Here is a 20,757-nt window from a genome sequence, read left to right on the forward strand (position 1 = left end):
ACCCGGCGCCGCCAATTACGGCCTAATATGCGTCATAACTCCGCACTCAGTCGAATCAGCATGAAGCGATTTTTGCCCCGTACCGCCCTGTTGTTCATCCTCGGCGCAACCGCCCTGTCCTCGTTCGCGGCCACCAGCAGCCCGAACGTCTGGGATGGCCTGCAGCCGGACCGGGACCAGGTGATCGCCAGCCTCAACATCGTTGAGCTGCTCAAGCGCCACCACTACAACAAACCGCCGCTGAACGACGACCGCTCGGCGAAGATCTACGACAGCTACCTCAAGACCCTCGATCCGGCGCGCATGTACTTCACCGCCGGCGACATCGACCAGTTCGCACCCTGGCGTACCCAGTTCGACGACTTCCTCAAGAGCGGCGAACTGGAGCCCGGCTTCACCATCTACAAGCGTCACCTCGACCGTCTGAAGGAGCGCCTGGACTTCGCCCTGGCCACCCTGAACAAGGGCGTCGACAGGATGGACTTCAAGGCCGACGAGTCGCTGGAAATCGACCGCGAAAAATCGCCCTGGGCGAAGGACAGCGCCGCGCTCGACGACCTGTGGCGCAAGAAGGTCAAGGACGAAGTCCTACGCCTGAAGATCGCCGGCAAGGACAACAAGGCCATCCAGGAACAACTGACCAAGCGCTACAAGAACCAGCTGATGCGCCTGGAGCAGACCCGCAGCGAAGACATCTTCCAGGCCTACATCAACGCCTTCGCCCAGACCTACGATCCGCACACCCAGTACCTGTCGCCGGACAGCGCGGAAAACTTCGACATCAACATGAGCCTCTCGCTGGAAGGCATCGGCGCCGTACTGCAGAGCGACAACGACTACGTGAAGGTCGTGCGCCTGGTACCGGCCGGCCCCGCCGAGAAGAGCAAGCAGATCGCCACCTCCGACAAGATCGTCGGCGTCGCCCAGGGCAAGGGCGAAATGGTCGACGTGGTCGGCTGGCGCCTGGACGAAGTGGTCAAGCTGATCCGCGGCCCGAAAGGCTCGCAGGTGCGCCTGGAAGTGATCCCGGCGAGCAACGCGCCGAATGACCAGACCAGCAAGATCGTCACCATCACCCGCGAGGCGGTGAAGCTGGAAGACCAGGCGGCGAAGAAGTCGGAAATCACCATCGACCACGAAGGCAAGAACTACAAGCTGGGCATCATCGACGTGCCCGCCTTCTACCTCGACTTCAAGGCCTACCGCGCCGGCGATCCGGACTACAAGTCCACCACCCGCGACGTGAAGAAGCTCATAGCCGAGCTGCAGAAGGACAAGGTCGACGGCATCGTCATCGACCTGCGCAACAACGGCGGCGGCTCCCTGCAGGAAGCCACCGAGCTGACCGGCCTGTTCATCGACCAGGGCCCGACCGTGCTGGTGCGCAACAGCGATGGCCGCGTCGACGTGCTCAACGACGACGAGGGCAAGGCCTTCTACACCGGCCCGATGACCGTGCTGGTCAACCGCCTGTCCGCCTCGGCCTCGGAAATCTTCGCTGGCGCCATGCAGGACTACCACCGCGCGCTGATCGTCGGCGGCCAGACCTTCGGCAAGGGCACCGTGCAGACCATCCAGCCGCTGAACCACGGCGAGCTGAAGCTGACCCTGGCCAAGTTCTACCGCGTCTCCGGCCAGAGCACCCAGCACCAGGGCGTGATCCCGGACATCAGCTACCCGTCCATCGTCGACGACAAGGAAATCGGCGAGAGCGCCCTGCCCGACTCCATGCCCTGGGACACCATCAAGCCGGTGCTCAGGGCCCAGGCCGACCCGTTCAAGCCGTTCCTCGACCAGCTGCGCAGCCGTCACGACGCGCGCACCGAGAACAACGCCGACTTCGTCTACGCCCGCGAGCGCCTGGCGCTGGCCCAGGAGCTGATGAAAGAGAAAACCGTCAGCCTCAACGAAGCCAAGCGTCGCGCCCAGCAGAGCAGCATCGAGAACCGCCAACTGGCGATGGAGAACGCCCTGCGCAAATCCAAGGGCCAGGAGCCGCTCAAGGAGCTGAAGAAGGAAGACGAGAACGCCCTGCCGGAGGAAGACAAGACCAAGCCGCAGGACGACGCCTACCTGACCGAGTCCGGGCACATCCTGATCGACTACCTGAACCTGGATTCGCAGGTCGCCAAACACTGATCGGATGTAATCAAACAGTCATGACGCTGTCGTGAAATGCACAGGGCCGGGAAACCGGCCCTTTGCATTTCCATTCACCGAGAACCGTCATGACCGTCACCGAGCAGTTGAGCGCGCTGGACCAGATCCTCGCTCACGGCGACCTGCACTGCCTGTTCCAGCCCATCCTGTCGCTCTCCGAACGGCGCCTGGTCGGCTACGAAGCCCTCACCCGCGGCCCGTCCAACGGCCCCCTGCACTCGCCGCTGCCGCTGTTCAGCATCGCCCGCAGCAGTGGCCGCCTGAGCCAGCTGGAGCTGCTCTGCCGACGCCAGGCCTGCGCACGCTTCCGTGACCTGAACCTCGACGGCAAGCTGTTTCTCAACGTCTCTCCCGAATCGCTGCTGGAACCCACCCATCAGCCCGGCCGCACCCTGCAGTTACTGCAGACCTTCGGCATCTCGCCCAACGACGTGGTGATCGAACTCACCGAGCAGACCCCCATCGAGGACTTCAGCCTGCTCGACACCGCGCTGCACCACTACAGGGCGATGGGCTTCTCCATCGCCCTGGACGACCTTGGCGCGGGCTATTCGAGCCTGCGCCTGTGGTCGGAACTGCGCCCTGACTACGTGAAGATCGACCGCCACTTCATCGAAGGCATTCACCTGGACGCGGTGAAGCGCGAATTCGTCGGCTCCATCCTGAAGATGGCCCACGCCTCGCGCGCCCAGGTCATCGCCGAAGGCATCGAGCTGGCGGAAGAGCTCGCGGTGCTCTCGGAAATGGGCATCGACCTGGTGCAGGGTTACCTGTTCGGCCGCCCCGGCGAACAGCCGCCGCGCGATGCACGCAACCTGCTACCGGAGGTGGACACCAGCGGGGCCCTGTTCGCCGACGAACAATCCAGCCTGCAGCCGCTGCTGCTGGAACAGCCGGCGGTGCGCGACGACACCCCGATCAGCGACGTGCTCGAAGCCTTCCGCGCCCAGGCCAACCTGAACTCCCTGGCGGTACTCGACCCGCACGGACAGCCGGTGGGCATCGTCCATCGGCATGCGTTGTCCGATGCCCTGCTCAAGCCGTTCGCACCCGAACTGTATGCGCTCAAGCCGATCAGCCGGCTGATGAGCCACGACTTCCTCGCGGTGGAACGCAGCCAGTCGCTGCAGCAGGTCAGCCGCCTGCTCACCAGCCGAGCGCGGCAGCGCATCGAGGAAGACTTCATCATCACCCTCAACGGCCGCTATCTCGGCCTGGGCCGGGTGATCGACGTGCTCAAGCTGATCACCGAGCAGAAGATCCGCCAGGCCCGCCACGCCAACCCGCTGACTCTGCTGCCCGGCAACGTGCCCATCCAGCAGTGCCTGAGCCGGCTGCTGCAACAGGGCCGGGAAGCCGTGGTGTGCTACGTGGACATCGACAGCTTCAAGCCTTTCAACGACCTCTACGGCTACGCACGCGGCGACGAGGTGCTGCTGTGCCTGGCGCAATGCCTGGGCGAACGGGTAGACCCGGCGCAGGACTTCGTCGGCCATATCGGCGGCGATGACTTCATGCTGGTACTGGGCATCCGGGACTGGCGCGAACGCCTCAATCACCTGCTGGAAGACTTCCAGGGACAGTGCCGGCGCTTCTACAGCCGCGAACACCTCGAAGCGGGATGCTTCGTCTCGTACAACCGCCAGGGACAGCGCGAGGAGTTTCCGCTGTTGTCACTGTCGATCGGCGTGGTGCATCTCAAGGCCGATGCCTGCACGCGCCTGGATGCCAGCCAACTGGCGGGACTGGCCTCGGAGGCCAAGCGGCACGCCAAGGCCATGCCCGGCTACAGCCTGCACATCCTCACCGTCGCCTGAGCTCAGAGCCCGAGTTGTCGGGCGCGCGTTTCGTAGCGCGCGGCCTGGCTCTCATCGGGCGGCAGGCCGGGGCCGCCACTGCGATACAGCTCCACCAGCTTGCGCGCCGCCAGCGGGTGGCCGGCCTCGGCGGCCTGCCCCCAATAACGTGCGGCTTCCTGCGCATCGGCGGCATGGCGGGTATCGCCCTTGAGCGACTGCACGCCAATCTGATACGCCGCCTTGGCATCGCCACCGGTGGCGGCCAGACGCAGCAGACGCAATCCTTCCTCGCGTGCGCCCAGTCCCTGGCCACGGAACAGCAGCAGGTGGCCGTAGAAACTCTGCGCAGCGACATCGCCCAGGTTGGCCATGCGCGAGAACTGCCCCTGCATCCACTGCCAGGCGCGCGGCTGGCGCACCAGCCAGGGCCAGCCCATCAGGCGCCGCGCCACGGCATAGGTCAGGCGCGCGCGCAGGCGCCAGAACAGCTCACGGGGCATCGCCATTTCAGAGCTCCTCGGGATACTCGAACTCGAACACCCGCACCACTTCCGCCGCATGCCACCCCGCCGCGGCCGGGCCGTCCGGCGCGCCGGAGAAGCGCCCCAGACGCTCCACGCATTCGAAGAAACCGGTGCGCGGCAGGCGGCTCGCCCCCTGGCTGATCACCAGTGAACTGCGTAGCGGTCGCCCCGCACGGGCATCCAGTGCGGCGAGATGTTCGAGGGCGGCGGTCAGGATGGTCATCGCCGGCGTCGGCAACTGCAGACGCTCGATCAACGCCCGGTAGGTCAGCAGATGGCGCTGGCGGCGGGCATCTTCCAGCTCGCCGAGCAGGCCTTCCCAGTGTTTACGACTGATCTGTACGCTCAAGACCCGGACTCCCCACTGCCCAGGGCACGGCGCAGACCGTGCTGAATGGCGTCGCTGGCCTCGCGCTCGCCGTTTTCGATGAGGGCGAGATACGACGGGCTGATGCCGACCGCACGCGCCAGCATCTCGATGGAAAAGCCGCGCGCCTCGCGCAGGGATTTCCAGTTCGGAGCTTCATCGGATACGGGTGCTGCGGCGGGCTGGACCACCTGTGCGGCGCCGCGGCCGGCGGCGGCCAGCAGTGCCTGGTACTCGGCCCAGGGGACAACGGCGTATTCCGCCTCGCCGTCACGCATGATGACTTGCACGTTCATGACAACACTCCTTGCAGGCCGCCATCTTAACAGCCTGACGGGCACCTGTGCCGGCTATACTGCTGCCGCCGTCACCTCCCGCCGAACATGAGGACCGACTTGCAGCGCCTTCTCCCGATCTGCCTCTGCCTGACGAGCGTCCTCTGCGGTGCCGAAGAACTGCGTTGGGGCTATTCGCCAAGCAACGGAATGCCCTACGTGGAAAGTATTGACCACGAATTGGCGCATGGCTTCGTCCGCGATCTGGGCGAAAGGGTCGGACAGCTCCTGAAGCTCGAGGTTCGCTTCATCGAAACGCCCGACAAGCGCGTAGAAACGTCGCTGCAACAGGGCAACATCCAACTGCTGTGCATCAACAACCCGCAGTGGATGAGCGCCCCGGAGAAACTGCGCTGGTCGCCCAGCCTGTTCGAGGAAGAAGACGTACTGGCGCAACGCGGCGATGCGCCGTCATTCGACACGCTAGATGCCCTTCACGGGCATACGCTCGGCACCAGTCTCGGCTACGTCTACCCGCCCGCTCTGATGGAGGCGTTCGCCAGCCGCGCGATCCACCGCAACGACGTGCGCAACCTCGAAACCCGCCTGCGCATGCTCGAACACAAGCGCCTGGATGCCATCGTGGACATGCGCCGGCCGCTGCAATTCCTGCTGGAGGAACATCCCGACCTGGCCATCCGGATCAATCCCGGCGCCTTGCAGCGTTACTCGATCCACTGCTCCTACGGCCCGACGCTGCCGGTCCCCGTCGAACGCTTCGACGCAGCGCTGCAGAAGCTGGTGGACGACGGCTCCATCCAGCGCATGCTCGCTCGTCAGGGGCAACTGCTGCGTCAGAGGCGCTGAACCTGCTCCGGCGCCGGCAACTGCTTGAGCGCCTCGCGAGTTTCGCCACCCTGGCCGTCACGCCACACCTTGAAGGCATCCAGCTCGGACTGCCAACGGCGCACGACCCAGGCCAGCACGGCCAGGTCATCGAGGAACCCCACGCCCAGCAGCCAATCCGGCACCAGGTCCACCGGCGCCAGGAAGTACAGCAGCGCCGCCACCACGGACACCAGGGCCTGGGAACTGATGCCGCGATAGTCGCCGCGCACCCAGGCCACCAACAGTTCCTGGAGCAGCTTCAGGTCATTACGGGCCAGCTTCAGCCGACCGCTCTTGCGCGCCACCGCGAACAGCAGCGCCGGAATCCGACCACGGGCCAGAAAACGTCCGGCGAGGTTCAGGTAGCGATCGAATCCTGGAGGCTTTTTCATCACGTCACCTCGGTAGGAATGCCCAGACAAGAATGCTTCAGGTTATCCACCTTTACTGTGGATAAGTCTGTTGAAAGAAAGCTTCAATATCGCCCAAACGCCCGAGCCATCAGGGCTCCAGACAGATAGGCGATTTTTTATCCAGCCTGACAAATGCGTTAAAAATCATGCAGTTGCGGCTATTCGATGGGCGCCCGGATGTCAAGCACCCGACATCACTGCAACTGCGGCAAATATGTGCATAAGCGTAACACCGGGGGTCAGCCTACTCCCAAACAGCCCCTGGGTCAGCCTACCGTTCCAGAGCCGGCCCCGCAAAAACGAAAACGCCCCGTGGGTAACGGGGCGCTCTCATTGGTACGAAGGTACTCAGTTCTGCTTCGGAGCTTCCTCAGCCGCTTCCGGCTGATTCTGATCCTTGATGCCCAGCAGTTCCAGGTCGAACACCAGCACGGAGTTCGCCGGGATGGTCGGGCTCGGGCTCTGCGCGCCGTAGGCCAGTTCGCTCGGGATGTACAGCTTGATCTTCTCGCCGACGTGCATCAGTTGCAGCGCTTCGACCCAACCCGGAATCACGCCGCCAACCGGCAGGTCGATCGGGCTGCCACGCTGGATGGAGCTGTCGAACACGGTACCGTCGACCAGCTTGCCTTCGTAGTGAACGGTCACCACGTCGGTAGCCTTGGGCTGCGGACCTTCGGCCTTCTTCACGACTTCGTACTGCAGGCCGGACTTGGTGGTCACCACGCCTTCACGCTTGCCATTGGTCTCGAGGAACTTCTTGCCGGCTTCCAGGGCTTCGGAGTTCTTCTTGGCGACCTGCTCTTCGGCGCGCTTCTGCAGGAAGGTGAAGGCTTCGGTCAGCTCTTCGTCGGTCAGCTTCTGCTTCTGCTTGCCGATGGCGTCGTTGATGCCTTCGGCGACGGCCTTGGAATCCAGGTCATCCATGCCTTCCTGGGCCAGACTCTTGCCCATGTTCAGGCCGATGCCATAGGAGGCCTTCTGCGCAGGGGTCTTCAGTTCCACTTCAGCGGCCTGCTTGTCGCAACCCGCGAGAACCAGGCCGACCAGCGCGATCGCTGCCGCCAACCGATGTTGTTTCATGCTGAATCCTTGTCTGTGCGCCGTCATGGCAGGGTCTTTGAAGCCGCGAGCTTATCAGGCGCTCGTGGCCAGTGGCTATGGGCAATAGGAACCCCTGCCACGGGAGAAGTTCCCACTGCAAACTTATAGGAAAATTAACAGGATATGTTCGGAAGACAGGTCGTAAGGAATGCAAACTGGCGCGGCTTTTTCGCGCGCAAAGAAAAAGCCCCCAGGCATCACTACCTGAGGGCTTTTCGAAATATGGCGCAGCGGACGGGACTCGAACCCGCGACCCCCGGCGTGACAGGCCGGTATTCTAACCGACTGAACTACCGCTGCGTCGGACCTCGAGTTTGGTGGGTGATGACGGGATCGAACCGCCGACCCTCTGCTTGTAAGGCAGATGCTCTCCCAGCTGAGCTAATCACCCTTCACTCTCGAAGTGGGGCGCATTCTACGGAGGAGATTGGAGGCTGGCAAGCCCCTCAATAAAAAAAATTTTCAGATGTTCCAAAGGCTTAGATGAAGTGCGGGAAAGACAAAACGGGGTTGGCCTGGAAAGCGCCTGACGGAATAATGGGTTCTTTGTGTCCAGGAGTTCGCCCCTCATGTGGTTCCGCAACCTGCTCGTATACCGCCTCACCCAGGATCTGCAGATCGACGCCGATGCCCTGGAGAAGGCCCTGGCCAGCAAGCCGGCGCGCCCCTGTGCCAGCCAGGAACTGACCACCTATGGTTTCTCCGCGCCGTTCGGCAAGGGCCCGGACGCACCGCTGGTCCACGCCAGCGAGGGTTTCTTCCTGGTCAGCGCGCGCAAGGAAGAGCGCATCCTCCCCGGCAGCGTCGTGCGTGACGCCCTGAAGGACAAGGTCGACGAAATCGAGGCCGCGCAGATGCGCAAGGTCTACAAGAAGGAACGCGACCAGCTCAAGGACGAGATCGTCCAGACCCTGCTGCCGCGCGCCTTCATCCGCCGCTCGGCGACCTTCGCCGCCATCGCCCCGAGCCTCGGCCTGATCCTGGTCGATTCCTCCAGCGCGAAGAAGGCCGAAGACCTGCTTTCCACCCTGCGCGAAGCCCTGGGCTCGCTGCCAGTGCGCCCGCTGACCGTGAAGACCGCGCCGACCGCCACCCTGACCGAATGGGTGAAGACCCAGGAAGCGGCCGGCGACTTCTTCGTCCTCGACGAGTGCGAGCTGCGCGACACCCACGAAGACGGCGGCGTGGTGCGCTGCAAGCGCCAGGACCTGACCAGCGAGGAAATCCAGCTGCACCTGACCGCCGGCAAGCTGGTCACCCAGCTGTCCCTGGCCTGGTCGGACAAGCTGTCCTTCGTCCTCGACGACAAGGTGGTGATCAAGCGCCTGCGCTTCGAAGACATGCTGCAGGAAAAGGCGGAGCAGGACGGTGGCGAAGACGCCCTCGGCCAGCTCGACGCCAGCTTCACCCTGATGATGCTGACCTTTGCCGAATTCATCCCGGCGCTGGTCGAGGCGCTCGGCGGCGAGGCGATTCCGGAAGGTATCTGACCCCGGCAGGCGCCGCGCTTGCGGCGCCTGACACAATAAGAAGGAAAGCCCCATGCGTGCCCTCGCTTCCCTTAGCCGCTTCTGCGGCAACACCTTTCCAGTCTGGGTTCTGCTGTTCGCCGTTCTGGCCTTTTTCCAACCCGCCTGGTTCAAGGGACTGACGGTGGCCATCGTGCCGCTGCTGGGGCTGGTGATGTTCGGCATGGGACTGACGCTCAAGGCGGAGGACTTCCGCGAAGTCGGACGCCATCCCGGGCGAGTGATCATCGGTGTGCTGGCGCAGTTCATCATCATGCCGGGTACGGCCTGGCTGCTCTGCAAGCTGCTGGCGCTGCCCGACGAAATCGCGGTGGGTGTGATCCTGGTGGGCTGCTGTCCCGGCGGCACCGCCTCCAACGTCATGACCTGGCTGTCCCGCGGTGACGTAGCACTGTCGGTCGCGATCACCTCCGTCACCACGCTGCTCGCGCCGCTGGTCACTCCCGCGTTGGTATGGCTGCTCGCCTCCGCCTGGTTGCCGGTCTCGTTCGGCGCCATGTTCCTGTCGATCGTGCAGGTCGTCCTGCTGCCGATCGCGCTGGGCTTCGTCGCCCAGCGCGTGCTCGCAGAGCGCACCCGCGTGGCGGTGGATGTGCTGCCGCTGGTTTCAGTGATCAGTATCGTGGTGATCATTGCCGCCGTGGTGGCTGCCAGCCAGGCGAAGATCGCCGAGTCCGGACTGCTGATACTCGCAGTGGTGATGCTGCATAACGCGCTCGGACTGATGATGGGCTACCTGACCGGGCGCCTGACCGGCATGCCGCTGGCCCAGCGCAAGGCGCTGGCCATTGAGGTCGGCATGCAGAACTCAGGCCTGGGAGCAGCGCTGGCCAATGCTCACTTCTCCCCTCTGGCCGCCGTGCCCAGCGCGCTGTTCAGTGTCTGGCACAACCTCTCCGGCTCCATCCTGGCGGCGGTGTTCCGCCGCATGATCGACGAGCCATCCGCCCAGGAACAAGCCTCGTAACGGGGTCATGCTCCGATGCCGGGTTGCCCGGCATCGCGCTTTTGTGCAAAATAATGCACATTGTGAGGACGACCTCACCACCTTCCGGTGCTCCAATGGGGGACGGCCCTTCAATCCATCCCTTCTGGAGTCCCGCATGTCCTGGATCATTCTGTTCGTCGCCGGCCTGTTCGAAGTCGCCTGGGCAGTCGGCCTGAAGTACACCGAAGGTTTCACCCGTCCGATACCGACCGTACTCACCGTGCTGGCGATCATCACCAGCATGGGCCTGCTGGGCCTGGCCATGCGGAACCTGCCGCTGGGCACCGCCTACGCCATCTGGACCGGCGTTGGCGCGGTCGGCACCGTCATCGTCGGTATCGTGCTGTTCGGCGAATCCGTGGCGCCGGTACGCCTGTTCAGCGTTGCGCTGATCCTGTGCGGCCTGGTCGGCCTGAAACTGAGCCACTGACGCTGCATCGATTTCGATGCCGGCGGGCTGTCGCTTTCCCGAAAATTTGTCGGTATGCTGCAGTCCACTGTGTTTGCTTGGGTCACTGTGGCTCGTGACCTGGTGGGGCCATTCCCCACCACCCGGCTTCGACTGCACCTTGCAACTCAGGACGAGCGCGGACTTTTCCGCAAAACAATCTTCAATAGTTCAAGGTGTAATTCCATGTCGAATCGTCAGACCGGCACCGTCAAGTGGTTCAACGACGCTAAAGGCTTCGGCTTCATCACCCCGGAAAGCGGCAACGATGTATTCGTTCACTTCCGCTCCATCCAGGGCAATGGCTTCAAGTCGCTGCAGGAAGGCCAGAAGGTCTCCTTCATCGTCGTGGAAGGCCAGAAGGGCCTGCAGGCTGACGAAGTTCAGGTTATCTGATCCTCGTCCTGCACCACGAAAAAAGCCCCGGCAATGCCGGGGCTTTTTCTTTTCCGTCGCGCAGGCTCAGCGGGCCGCGCCGCGCAGTTCGGCCACCTGCTCCTGCAGCACCAGGCGCCTGGCCTCTTCCGGCGCCACCGGCTGGCCGGCCACCAGGCAGACCCGCGACCACAGGCGGCGCAGGAAGCCCTTCTGCGGATCGCGGCTGAAGAAGCTGCCCCACAGGCCCTGCAGCGCCATCGGGATCACCGGCACCGGGGTTTCCTCGATGATCCGCTCCACTCCGCCACGGAACTCGTTCATCTCGCCATCCAGGGTCAGCATGCCCTCGGGGAAGATGCACACCACCTCCCCGTCGCGCAGGTACTCGGCGACCCTGGCGAACGCCTTCTCGTAGGTCTGCGCATCCTCGTTGCGCCCGGCGATGGGCACGGCGCCCGCGGTGCGGAAGATGAAGTTGAGCACCGGGATGCGGAAGATCTTGTAGTACATGACGAAGCGCACCGGGCGCCGCACGGAGCCGGCGATCAGCAGCGCATCGACGAAGGACACGTGGTTGCACACCAGCACGACCGGCCCTTCGTCGGGAATGACGTCGAGGTTGCGGTGGTCGACCCGGTACATCGAGTGGGTCAACAGCCACACCAGGAAGCGCATGGTGAACTCGGGGACGATCTTGAAGATGTACACGTTCACCGCGACGTTCATCAGCGAGAGCACGAGGAACAGCTCGGGGATCGTCAGCTTCGCCACCGACAGCAGCAGGATCGAGACGATCGCCGCGACCACCATGAACAGCGCGTTGAGGATGTTGTTGGCGGCGATCACCCGCGCGCGCTTGTCCTCCTCGGTGCGCGCCTGGATCAGCGCGTACAGTGGCACGATGTAGAAGCCGCCGAAGATGCCGATGCCGAGGATGTCGGCCAGCACCGCCCAGGATTGCGAATGCTCCAGTACTACCAGCCAGTCATACGGCTGTTCGCCCTGCGGAAAGCCGCCCGAATGCCACCACAGCAGGATGCCGAACAGGCTCAGGCCGATGGAGCCGAAGGGCACCAGGCCGATCTCCACCTTCTTGCCGGAGAGCTTCTCGCAGAGCATCGAGCCCAGCGCGATGCCTACCGAGAACACCGTGAGGATCAGCGTCACCACGCTCTCGTCGCCGTGCAGCAGTTCCTTGGCGTAGGTCGGGATCTGCGTCAGGTAGACCGCGCCGAGGAACCAGAACCAGGAGTTGCCCACCAGCGAGCGCGACACCGCCGGACGCTGGCACAGGCCGAGCAGGAGGATGCTCCAGGACTGGCGGAAGATGTTCCAGTCGATGGTCAGGTCCGGCAGCGCGGCGGCGGCGCGAGGGATATTGCGACTGGCGAGGAAACCGCAGACGGCCACCAGTACCACGGCGACGCTGACGCCGGCGGCATAGTCCTGCCGCGACATCAGCACACCGGCGCCGATGGTGCCGCAGAGAATGGCGAGGAAGGTGCCCATTTCAACCAGGGCGTTGCCGCCCACCAGTTCGTCTTCCTTCAGGTGCTGCGGCAGGATCGAGTACTTCACCGGGCCGAACAGCGCCGAGTGGGTGCCCATGGCGAACAGCGCGAGGAACAGCAGCGGCAGGCTGCCCAGCACGAAGCCGGCGGCGCCCACCAGCATGATCACCACCTCGGCCAGCTTCAGCGCGCGCATCAGCGCATCCTTGTTGAACTTCTCGCCGAACTGTCCGCCCAGCGCGGAGAACAGGAAGAACGGCAGGATGAACAGCAGCGCGCAGAGGTTGACCAGCAGGTTACGGTCACCGCCGACGGTGAGGTGGTAGAGGATCGCCAGGATCAGCGACTGCTTGAAGATGTTGTCGTTGAACGCACCCAGCAACTGGGTGATGAAGAAGGGCAGGAAACGCTTCTTGCCCAGCAGGGCGAATTGCGAATGTTCAGTCATCGTCCTTGTTTACCTGCGTGATGGCCGCGTGGCCGGAATGACAGCACGGATTTGACGGCGACGACCGGGAGAAAAGCCACATTTTCCGCACAGTCCATCCCGGCGACCACGGGTTCTCATTCCTGCAGGCAAGAAAAAGCCCGTCGCGAAGACGGGCTCTTTCCTCCACGAAGCGCGCGCTTAGAAACCGACGCTGCCCTGCACGAAGAAGGTGCGCGGCTCGCCCAGGTAGATACCGGAGTTGTTGTCGCTGGAGCGGGTGTAGTTCATCTGGTCGAAGAGGTTCTTCACCCCGGCGGCGACTTTCAGGTTCGACGCCTGCGGGCCGAAGTCATAACCGACGCGGGCGTTCCACAGCATGTAGCCGGGGATGTCGCCGTACCGGCCATCGGCGCTCGGCTCGGTGATGTAGTCGCCGGTGAAGCTGCCGTTGGCGTTGGTGGTCGGACCGGGCGCACGTTGCTTCGACTGGGCGAAGCCGTCCAGGTTGTAGGTCCAGCGGTCATGCTCGTAGCGCAGGCCGACGGTCGCCACCTGGCGCGAGTACAGCGGCAGGTCACGGCCCTTGAAGCCGGGGATCTCGCCTTCGTAGGTCGCGCGGGTGTAGGTGAAGGTGCCGTAGGCGGTCAGGCCGGCGAGTACCGGGTCGAGTGCGGCCATGTCGTAGTGTGCCGACGTCTCGATGCCCTGGTGCTTGGTGGCGCCCAGGTTGGTCCAGCCCACGTCGCGGCTGATGTACTGCAGCTCGTCGTCGAAGTCGATGTAGAACAGCGTCACTTCGCCACCCCACACGCCGTTGTCGTAGCGGGTGCCCACTTCGTAGGTCTTGGCCTTTTCCGGCTGCAGGCCGTTGGCGGTGTCGTTGCCGCTGCCGCCCTGGCCGAGCTGGAAGTACTGCAGGCTGCCGAAGGAGGTCTCGTAGTTGGCGAACAGCTTCCACTCGTCCGACAGGTGATACATCACCGCCAGCGCCGGCAGCGGCTCGTTGTAGTCCTTGCTGCGCTTCTTCTCCTGCACCGGCTTGCCCTTGTTGTCGAGCACGGGGCGGTCGTGCCAGTCGGTGGAGATGCTTTCGAAGCGGATGCCCGGGGTCACGCTCCAGTTACCCATGTCGATCTTGTCGTCGAGGTAGATGGCGTTGGCTTCGGTACCGCCGGTACGGTCCTGGTAGGTATGGCCGTCGGCGTCGGCCGTCGGCGTGGGCACGTTGTTCACCAGGCCGACCAGGCTGGCGCGCTCGTGCATGGCCTCCTTCAGGTAGCGATAGCCGATGCTGGCTTCCTGGGTGGTCGGACCGACCATGAAGACCTTCGACACCCGCGGCTCGATGCCGAAGGTGTGGTAGTCGCGCGGGTAGGACGCCAGGGTCTTGAGATCGCGGTTGGCGATGGTGCTGCCACGGAAGCTGTCGCTGTAGTAGGTCAGCACCTCGAACTGGGTCAGGTCGTCGATCTGCCGCTTGTACTTGAGCGAGACGTCCTTGCGGCGGCCGGTGAAGTTGTCCCAGTCGCGCACGGATTGGTACGGATCGTCGTCGAACTGCGCCTGGGTCAGGCCACCGGGCATGTCGGCGCTGCCGTCGTAGTAGTGGAAGTTGGCGGAAAACTCGTCGACGTCGGTCGGCGCCCAGTGGGTCTTGAGCATCACGTCGTCGATGTCGGTGGAGTCGTTGCCGTCGCGGTAACCCGCGCCTTTCACGCCGGAGTACAGCAGCGCGGCGCCCATGCCGTTGTCGGCGGTGCCGCCGAGGAAGGCGTTATAGAGCTTCTTCCAGCCGCCGTGGGAGGCGGTTTCGATGGTGGTGCCGACGTCGCCGGAAAACTCCTTGGGAATCGCCCGGGTAACGAAGTTGATCACCCCGCCGACGTTCTGCGGGCCATAGCGCACGGAACCGGCGCCACGCACCACGTCGACGCTGTCGAGGTTGCCCACCGACAGCGGGAACATCGACAGCTGCGGCTGGCCATAGGGCGCCACGGCGGCCGGGACGCCATCGATGAGCACGGTGGAGCGCGGCGACAGGCGCGAGGTCAGGCCGCGCACGCCGACGTTGAGGGAGATATCGCTGCCGCCGGTGCCGTTGTTGTCCTGCACCTGCACGCCGGGGATGCCACGCAGCACGTCGCGAACGTTCTGCGCGCCTTCTTCGATCATCTGCTCGCGACGCACCACGGTGCGCGCGCCGGGGTGGTTCTGCACCACCTGCTGGTCGGCTTCGCCGAGCCAGTCACCGACCACGGTGACGGCTTCCAGCTCCTTGGTCTCTTCCTCGGCCTGGACCGGCAGCAGCGGCGTGGCCAGGGTAACGGCGATCGCCAGGCGCGACCATGAACGAACGTGCGACATGCTTCCCCCTTCCCGGGTACTTCGTGAAGGGGCGGGAAATTAGAACTGATTGTAAATTTTGTAAATGCAAATGTATCGCAAATGATAAAATATTCCGATTGACTCAGATTCTCTTTTCGGCATCTCGAACGACTGTTCATCAGTCACGGCAATAGGCCAGCAGCCCTTCGGTGGCGGGCTCTGGCCGATAACGACGCCGGAAAAATCAGACGGGACGGAAAGACCGCGCACAAGCCTGGCGGTATTCGCCGGGGCCGACGCCATAGGCCTGCTTGAACTGCCGGCTGAGGTGACTCTGGTCGGCGAAACCCAGCTGCATCGCCACACTCACCGGCATGCAGCCCTGCTTGAGCAGCGCCCTTGCCTGCTCCAGCCGGCGTTGCCTGAGCCAGGCATGGGGCGGCAGGCCGGTGGCCTTGCGGAACACGCGGGCGAAATGGAAAGGCGACAGCCCGACGGCAGCGGCCAGCTCTTCCAGCGACGGCGGCTCCATCAGCCGCGCGCCGAGCAGTTCCCGCGCCCGCGCCACGGCCACCGGCTCGTTGCCGGCCGGCGGCGCTTCGGGAATCCGCGCATGGCGCTGGAACAGCAGCAGGAGCGCTTCGCGCCAGCAGGTCTGGCGTTGCAGCACGGTGGCGTCGGAATCCACCAGGCGGTGGGCAGCGAACAGCGCCTGCACCAGCTCCGGGTCGAACACCACGCTGGCATCGAACGACGGCGTTCCGCCGCCGCAGAGCTCCAGTTCCTCCAGTACGCCGGAGACCTGCTCCAGCTCCGGATAGAAGCCGCGATAACGCCAGCCGGCCTCGTCGGCCTTGGAGCCGGTGTGAACCTCGTCGGGATTGATCAGCACCACACTGCCGGCCGGGGCGAAATGCTCGGCGCCGCGATGGTGGAAGCGCTGCGCGCCCTGCTCGATCATGACGAGGGCAAACCCCTCGTGGACGTGGGGCGAAAACACCTGCTCGATGTAGCGCGCGTGCAGCAGCTCGACGCCCCCCAGCTCCTGGGCTCGCCAGAAGCGGGTTCTTTCGCCGCTCGCGTGGTGTTCCGTCATGGTCCTGCCCCGATGTCGCACCGCTGCGCCTGAGAGCGAGCGGATCGATCACCTTACACCGCGCACTCAGCCGTTGAAACCGGCTTCCAGCGCGGCCTTCACCTGCGGCCACTCGTGGTCGGTGATGCTGTAGAGGATAGTGTCGTCGAGCCGACCGCCGGCCAGGCGCCGGTGGTTGCGCAACACGCCTTCGCGCACCGCGCCGAGCTTCTCGATGGCGCGCTGCGAACGCAGGTTGCTGGCGGCGGTCTTGAGTTGCACGCGGACCATCTTCCAGCTGTCGAAGGCGTGGCGCAGCATCAGGTACTTCATGGTGGCGTTCAGGCCGCTGCCGTGTTGCGCCTGGTCCAGCCAGGTGGCGCCGATCTCGCAGGCCGGCAGCGCCGGGAGAAAGTCCATGAAACGCGTGGTGCCGACGATCTCGTTGCCCAGGCGCACCACCAGCGGCAGCGCGCGGCCTTCGCGCTGGTCGGCCAGGCCCTGGCGGTACCAGTCCGGGCGCTGCGGGGCGCTCATGTACTGCAACGCCTCGCGGTTCGCTTCCGCCAGCGTCACCAGTTCGGGCACGTCGGCCTCCACCATCGGCTCCAGGCGCAAGGCCCCGCGCTGCAAGGTGATCGGTAACGGTCTGAACATGGCGCTCTCCTGGATACGTCGACGCGGGAATCTCGCTCATTTCAGAGCGTAGCGGCCGCCCGAAGTGCCGTACCGGCGAGCGGGCACGACGGACGGGCAGCGCGGAAAAGGCCGGCACGCTATCAGCCCGGACGGTACAGCTCAAGTGAGAAGCGCGACACAGCACCACTGAGACATTGGTAGCAGTCGTCTGACACATCGGGACTTTGGTGCGAAACTGCTGCAAGCGCTCCTGCGGGGGAGCCTGTTCATTTCCGGAGTCAGCATGTCGTTGTCCAGTGGGTTGATCGCAACGGTCGCCCTGCTCTACATGGCGGTCCTGTTCGCCATCGCGTTCTATGGCGACCGCCGTCGCGCCCCTCTTTCGCCACGCGTCCGCGCCTGGGTCTACAGCCTCTCCCTGGCGGTGTACTGCACCAGCTGGACCTTCTTCGGCGCCGTCGGCCAGGCCGCCGACCAGTTGTGGTCGTTCCTGCCGATCTACGTCGGCCCCGTGCTGCTCATGCTCTTCGCGCCCTGGGTGCTGCAGAAGATGATCATGATCAGCAAGCAGGAGAACATCACCTCCATCGCCGACTTCATCGCCGCGCGCTACGGCAAGTCGCAGGCGCTGGCGGTGGTGGTGGCGCTGATCTGCATCGTCTGCGTGCTGCCCTACATCGCCCTGCAGCTCAAGGGCATCGTCCTCGGCGTCAACCTGCTGATCGGCGCCGGCCCGGACTCCACCGGCATCCGCTCCCAGGACACCGCGCTGATCGTGTCGCTGGTGCTGGCGCTGTTCACCATCGTCTTCGGCACCCGCAGCCTGGACGTCACCGAACACCACCGCGGCATGGTCCTGGCCATCGCCTTCGAATCCCTGGTCAAGCTCGCCGCCTTCATCGCGGTCGGCATCTTCGTCACCTACGGCCTCTACGACGGTTTCGGCGACCTGATCGACAAGGCGCGCGTCGCCCCGCAACTGGCCGACTACTGGGAAGAAACCGTGCACTGGCCAAGCATGCTGCTGCAGACCGGCGTGGCGATGACCGCCATCATGTGCCTGCCGCGCCAGTTCCACGTGCTGGTGGTGGAGAACATCGAACCGCGCGACCTCAACCAGGCCCGCTGGGTGTTCCCGATCTACCTGGTGCTGGCCGCGCTGTTCGTGGTGCCCATAGCCCTCGCCGGGCAGATGCAACTGCCCGCCGGCGTGATGCCCGATTCCTTCGTGATCAGCCTGCCGCTGGCCGAGGCCCATCCGGCGCTGGCCCTGCTGGCCTTCATCGGCGGCGCTTCGGCGGCCACCGGCATGGTCATCGTCGCCAGCGTGGCGCTGTCCACGATGGTTTCCAACGACATGCTGCTGCCCTGGCTGCTGCGCCGCAAAGGCGAGGCCGAGCAGCCCTTCGAGGTGTTCCGCCACTGGCTGCTGACCGTGCGCCGGGTGAGCATCGCGCTGATCCTCCTGCTGGCCTACGTCAGCTACCGCCTGCTGGGCTCCACCGCGAGCCTGGCCACCATCGGCCAGATCGCCTTCGCCGCCATCGCCCAGCTGGGCCCGGCGATGATCGGCGCCCTGTACTGGAAGCAGGCCAACCGCCGCGGCGTATTCGCCGGCCTGGCCGCAGGCTCCGTGCTGTGGGCCTATACCCTGGTGCTGCCGGTAGTCGCCAAGGGCCTGGGCTGGCCACTGGAAACCTTCCCCGGCCTCGCCTGGCTCGCCGGCCAGCCGTTCGGCCTGTCCATCGAGCCGCTGACCCTCGGCGTGCTGCTCTCGCTGATCGGCAACTTCGCCCTGTTCGGGCTGGTCTCGGTGTTCTCCCGCACCCGCGTCTCCGAGCACTGGCAGGCCAGCCGCTTCATCGGCCAGGAAATCTCCCAGAAGCTCAGCTCGCGCTCGATGCTCGCGGTGCAGCTGGAAGACCTGCTGATGCTCGCCGCCCGCTTCGTCGGTGAGGAACGCGCGCGGCAGAGCTTCATCCGCTTCGCCTACCGCCAGGGCAAGGGCTTCACCCCGAGCCAGAACGCCAACGGCGAGTGGATCGCCCACACCGAGCGCCTGCTCGCCGGCGTGCTCGGCGCCTCTTCGGCGCGCGCCGTGGTGAAGGCCGCCATCGAAGGCCGCGAGATGCAGGTGGAGGACGTGGTGAAGATCGCCGACGAAGCCTCCGAGGTGCTGCAGTTCAACCGCGCGCTACTGCAGGGTGCCATCGAGAACATCACCCAGGGCATCAGCGTGGTCGACCAGTCCCTGCGCCTGGTGGCCTGGAACCACCGCTACCTGGAGCTCTTCGAATACCCGGAAGGACTGATCTACGTCGGCCGGCCGATCGCCGACATCATCCGCTACAACGCCGAACGCAATCTCTGCGGACCGGGCGACCCGGACCTGCACGTGGCCAAGCGCCTGTACTGGATGCGCCAGGGCACCCCGCATACCTCCGAGCGGCTGTTCCCCAATGGCCGGGTGATCGAGCTGATCGGCAACCCGATGCCCGGCGGCGGCTTCGTCATGAGCTTCACCGACATCACGGCCTACCGCGATGCCGAGCAGGGTCTCAAGGACGCCAACGAGGGCCTGGAGCAGCGCGTACAGGAGCGCACCTTCGAGCTCTCCCAACTGAACCAGGCGCTCACCGAGGCCAAGGGCAACGCCGAGGCGGCGAATCAGTCCAAATCGCGCTTCCTCGCCGCGGTCAGCCATGACCTGATGCAGCCGCTGAACGCCGCACGGCTATTCTCCGCCGCCCTCTCCCACCAGGAGAAACTGCCCGAGGAGGCCACTGAACTGGTGCGCCACCTGGATTCGTCGCTGCGCTCGGCGGAGGACCTGATCACCGACCTGCTGGACATCTCGCGTCTCGAGGGCGGCCGCGTCAGCGCGGATGTGGCGGCCTTCCCGCTGGCCAACCTGTACGACACCCTCGGCGTCGAATTCCGTGTGCTGGCCCAGGAGCATGGCATCGACTTCCACGTGCGCGGCAGCAAGCTGCGCATCGAGAGCGACATCAAGCTGCTGCGCCGGGTGCTGCAGAACTTCCTCACCAACGCCTTCCGCTATGCCAAGGGCCACGTGCTGCTCGGCGTGCGCCGCGAGGCCGGGCACCTGCGCCTGGAAGTCTGGGACCACGGCCCGGGCATTCCGCCGGACAAGCTGCAGGTGATCTTCGAGGAGTTCAAACGCCTGGACAGCCACCAGACTCGCGCCGAGAAGGGCCTGGGACTGGGCCTGGCGATCGCCGATCGGCTGTGCAAGGTGCTCGGCCATCGCCTGGAAGTACGCTCCTGGCCGGGCAAGGGCAGCGTCTTCAGCGTCAGCGTGCCGCTGGCCCGCCAGCCGGCGCCGGTACCGATCAACGGGCACAAGGTGGAAACCCCGGAACAGCTCAATGGCGCGCAGGTGCTCTGCGTGGACAATGAAGACAGCATCCTCACCGGCATGAACAGCCTGCTGACCCGCTGGGGCTGCCGCGTGCTCACCGCGCGCAGCCGCGAGGAGTGCCAGGTGCTGCTCGAAGGCGACGCGCGCCCGCAACTGGCGCTGATCGACTACCACCTGGACGACGGCGAACTGGGCACCGACCTGATGGCCTGGCTGCGCACCCGCCTGGGCGAACCGGTGCCGGGCGTGGTGATCAGCGCGGACGCCCGCCCCGAGCTGGTGGCGCAGATCCACGCGGCCGGGCTGGACTTCCTGCCCAAGCCGGTGAAGCCGGCGGCACTGCGGGCGCTGTTGAGTCGGCATTTGAGCTTGAGATAAGTCGCCAAGCCGAGCTTTGGCAGCGGCGGCGGTGCGCGAGCAAGGACTAGGCGTCCCCCTCGGTCCTACGAAGAGCACCCGACTTTTCCCTGTAGGAGCGAGGGGGACGCCATCGTTATTGCTCGCGAACCCGCCCAACACCAT

The 20,757-nt window shown here is 64.9% G+C and carries 16 protein-coding genes, 2 tRNA genes and 1 pseudogene; 8 read left to right on the forward strand and 11 right to left on the reverse strand.

Features of this window, described 5'->3' with window-relative positions; translation table 11 throughout:
• Positions 1-60 precede the first annotated feature (60 nt).
• Together H681_RS17565 and H681_RS17570 are read left to right on the forward strand one after the other, a co-directional pair.
• Entirely contained in the window at positions 61-2,139 is a 2,079-nt protein-coding gene (locus H681_RS17565; RefSeq protein ID WP_015478223.1) for a carboxy terminal-processing peptidase, read from the forward strand.
• 89 nt (positions 2,140-2,228) lie between these two features.
• Complete coding sequence (locus H681_RS17570; RefSeq protein WP_015478224.1) at positions 2,229-3,977, forward strand: bifunctional diguanylate cyclase/phosphodiesterase; 1,749 nt, start codon at positions 2,229-2,231, stop codon at positions 3,975-3,977.
• 2 nt (positions 3,978-3,979) lie between these two features.
• Here the strand turns inward: H681_RS17570 and H681_RS17575 are convergent, their stop codons facing one another.
• Genes H681_RS17575 through H681_RS17585 form a run of 3 tightly spaced genes read right to left on the reverse strand, consistent with a single transcriptional unit; the run spans position 3,980 to position 5,146 of the window.
• Positions 3,980-4,459, reverse strand: a complete 480-nt coding sequence (locus H681_RS17575; RefSeq protein WP_041712670.1) for a tetratricopeptide repeat protein — start codon at positions 4,457-4,459, stop codon at positions 3,980-3,982.
• A gap of 7 nt (positions 4,460-4,466) precedes the next feature.
• Positions 4,467-4,832: a hypothetical protein gene (locus tag H681_RS17580; protein WP_015478226.1), complete on the reverse strand. Its 366-nt coding sequence runs from the start codon at positions 4,830-4,832 to the stop codon at positions 4,467-4,469.
• The gene (locus H681_RS17585) at positions 4,829-5,146 is read right to left on the reverse strand and encodes a helix-turn-helix domain-containing protein (protein WP_015478227.1); all 318 of its coding nucleotides are present in this window, start codon (positions 5,144-5,146) and stop codon (positions 4,829-4,831) included. The genes H681_RS17580 and H681_RS17585 overlap by 4 nt, the downstream gene beginning before the upstream one ends.
• 87 nt (positions 5,147-5,233) lie before the next feature.
• Between H681_RS17585 and H681_RS17590 the strand changes: the two genes are divergently transcribed.
• Positions 5,234-5,992, forward strand: a complete 759-nt coding sequence (locus H681_RS17590) for a substrate-binding periplasmic protein (protein ID WP_041712122.1) — start codon at positions 5,234-5,236, stop codon at positions 5,990-5,992.
• Here H681_RS17590 and H681_RS17595 read toward each other — a convergent pair.
• From H681_RS17595 to H681_RS17610, 4 genes are all read right to left on the reverse strand, one after another.
• Positions 5,980-6,405, reverse strand: a complete 426-nt coding sequence (locus tag H681_RS17595; protein WP_015478229.1) for a YkvA family protein — start codon at positions 6,403-6,405, stop codon at positions 5,980-5,982. The genes H681_RS17590 and H681_RS17595 overlap by 13 nt on opposite strands.
• Before the next feature lie 369 nt (positions 6,406-6,774).
• Complete coding sequence (locus H681_RS17600) at positions 6,775-7,509, reverse strand: FKBP-type peptidyl-prolyl cis-trans isomerase (protein ID WP_015478230.1); 735 nt, start codon at positions 7,507-7,509, stop codon at positions 6,775-6,777.
• Positions 7,510-7,753: 244 nt separating this feature from the next.
• A tRNA-Asp gene (locus H681_RS17605) sits at positions 7,754-7,830 on the reverse strand.
• 15 nt (positions 7,831-7,845) lie between these two features.
• Positions 7,846-7,921 (reverse strand) — tRNA-Val (locus H681_RS17610).
• A 178-nt stretch (positions 7,922-8,099) separates the two neighbouring features.
• Between H681_RS17610 and rdgC the strand changes: the two genes are divergently transcribed.
• The 4 genes from rdgC (at position 8,100) to H681_RS17630 (ending at position 10,891) form a co-directional block, all read left to right on the forward strand.
• Entirely contained in the window at positions 8,100-9,020 is a 921-nt protein-coding gene (gene rdgC / locus H681_RS17615; RefSeq protein ID WP_015478231.1) for a recombination-associated protein RdgC, read from the forward strand.
• A gap of 52 nt (positions 9,021-9,072) precedes the next feature.
• Positions 9,073-10,026: a bile acid:sodium symporter family protein gene (locus H681_RS17620; RefSeq protein ID WP_015478232.1), complete on the forward strand. Its 954-nt coding sequence runs from the start codon at positions 9,073-9,075 to the stop codon at positions 10,024-10,026.
• A gap of 136 nt (positions 10,027-10,162) precedes the next feature.
• Entirely contained in the window at positions 10,163-10,477 is a 315-nt protein-coding gene (gene sugE, locus H681_RS17625; RefSeq protein ID WP_015478233.1) for a quaternary ammonium compound efflux SMR transporter SugE, read from the forward strand.
• Positions 10,478-10,681: 204 nt separating this feature from the next.
• Entirely contained in the window at positions 10,682-10,891 is a 210-nt protein-coding gene (locus H681_RS17630) for a cold-shock protein (RefSeq protein WP_015478234.1), read from the forward strand.
• A 66-nt stretch (positions 10,892-10,957) separates the two neighbouring features.
• On the opposite strand, the gene H681_RS17635 is transcribed toward H681_RS17630, so the two are convergent.
• From H681_RS17635 to H681_RS17650, 4 genes and pseudogenes are all read right to left on the reverse strand, one after another.
• A complete protein-coding gene (locus H681_RS17635; RefSeq protein WP_015478235.1) occupies positions 10,958-12,832 on the reverse strand; it encodes an MFS transporter in 1,875 nt (624 codons plus the stop codon).
• A 180-nt stretch (positions 12,833-13,012) separates the two neighbouring features.
• Positions 13,013-15,178: a TonB-dependent receptor family protein gene (locus H681_RS17640; RefSeq protein ID WP_015478236.1), complete on the reverse strand. Its 2,166-nt coding sequence runs from the start codon at positions 15,176-15,178 to the stop codon at positions 13,013-13,015.
• 205 nt (positions 15,179-15,383) lie between these two features.
• Positions 15,384-16,235, reverse strand: a complete 852-nt coding sequence (locus H681_RS17645) for an AraC family transcriptional regulator (RefSeq protein WP_015478237.1) — start codon at positions 16,233-16,235, stop codon at positions 15,384-15,386.
• Between the two features lie 66 nt (positions 16,236-16,301).
• Positions 16,302-16,888 (reverse strand): annotated as a pseudogene (locus H681_RS17650) (GNAT family N-acetyltransferase); the annotation flags it as partial.
• A gap of 248 nt (positions 16,889-17,136) precedes the next feature.
• Between H681_RS17650 and H681_RS17655 the strand changes: the two are divergent.
• Positions 17,137-20,613, forward strand: coding sequence for a PAS domain-containing hybrid sensor histidine kinase/response regulator (locus H681_RS17655; RefSeq protein WP_015478239.1), 3,477 nt, complete (start codon positions 17,137-17,139; stop codon positions 20,611-20,613).
• Positions 20,614-20,757: the final 144 nt, after the last annotated feature.

The sequence above is a fragment of the Pseudomonas sp. ATCC 13867 genome, from assembly GCF_000349845.1.
In the GTDB taxonomy this organism is placed as follows: domain Bacteria; phylum Pseudomonadota; class Gammaproteobacteria; order Pseudomonadales; family Pseudomonadaceae; genus Pseudomonas.

What these genes read in the sequence shown, in the direction of transcription:
- H681_RS17565 (WP_015478223.1), top strand. Translation starts at nt 61, where the DNA reads ATGAAGCGATTTTTGCCCCGTACCGCCCTGTTGTTCATCCTCGGCGCA.
- H681_RS17570 (WP_015478224.1), top strand. Translation starts at nt 2,229, where the DNA reads ATGACCGTCACCGAGCAGTTGAGCGCGCTGGACCAGATCCTCGCTCAC.
- H681_RS17575 (WP_041712670.1), bottom strand. Translation starts at nt 4,459, where the DNA reads ATGCCCCGTGAGCTGTTCTGGCGCCTGCGCGCGCGCCTGACCTATGCC.
- H681_RS17585 (WP_015478227.1), bottom strand. Translation starts at nt 5,146, where the DNA reads ATGAACGTGCAAGTCATCATGCGTGACGGCGAGGCGGAATACGCCGTT.
- H681_RS17590 (WP_041712122.1), top strand. Translation starts at nt 5,234, where the DNA reads ATGAGGACCGACTTGCAGCGCCTTCTCCCGATCTGCCTCTGCCTGACG.
- H681_RS17595 (WP_015478229.1), bottom strand. Translation starts at nt 6,405, where the DNA reads ATGAAAAAGCCTCCAGGATTCGATCGCTACCTGAACCTCGCCGGACGT.
- H681_RS17600 (WP_015478230.1), bottom strand. Translation starts at nt 7,509, where the DNA reads ATGAAACAACATCGGTTGGCGGCAGCGATCGCGCTGGTCGGCCTGGTT.
- rdgC (WP_015478231.1), top strand. Translation starts at nt 8,100, where the DNA reads ATGTGGTTCCGCAACCTGCTCGTATACCGCCTCACCCAGGATCTGCAG.
- H681_RS17620 (WP_015478232.1), top strand. Translation starts at nt 9,073, where the DNA reads ATGCGTGCCCTCGCTTCCCTTAGCCGCTTCTGCGGCAACACCTTTCCA.
- sugE (WP_015478233.1), top strand. Translation starts at nt 10,163, where the DNA reads ATGTCCTGGATCATTCTGTTCGTCGCCGGCCTGTTCGAAGTCGCCTGG.
- H681_RS17630 (WP_015478234.1), top strand. Translation starts at nt 10,682, where the DNA reads ATGTCGAATCGTCAGACCGGCACCGTCAAGTGGTTCAACGACGCTAAA.
- H681_RS17635 (WP_015478235.1), bottom strand. Translation starts at nt 12,832, where the DNA reads ATGACTGAACATTCGCAATTCGCCCTGCTGGGCAAGAAGCGTTTCCTG.
- H681_RS17640 (WP_015478236.1), bottom strand. Translation starts at nt 15,178, where the DNA reads ATGTCGCACGTTCGTTCATGGTCGCGCCTGGCGATCGCCGTTACCCTG.
- H681_RS17645 (WP_015478237.1), bottom strand. Translation starts at nt 16,235, where the DNA reads ATGACGGAACACCACGCGAGCGGCGAAAGAACCCGCTTCTGGCGAGCC.
- H681_RS17655 (WP_015478239.1), top strand. Translation starts at nt 17,137, where the DNA reads ATGTCGTTGTCCAGTGGGTTGATCGCAACGGTCGCCCTGCTCTACATG.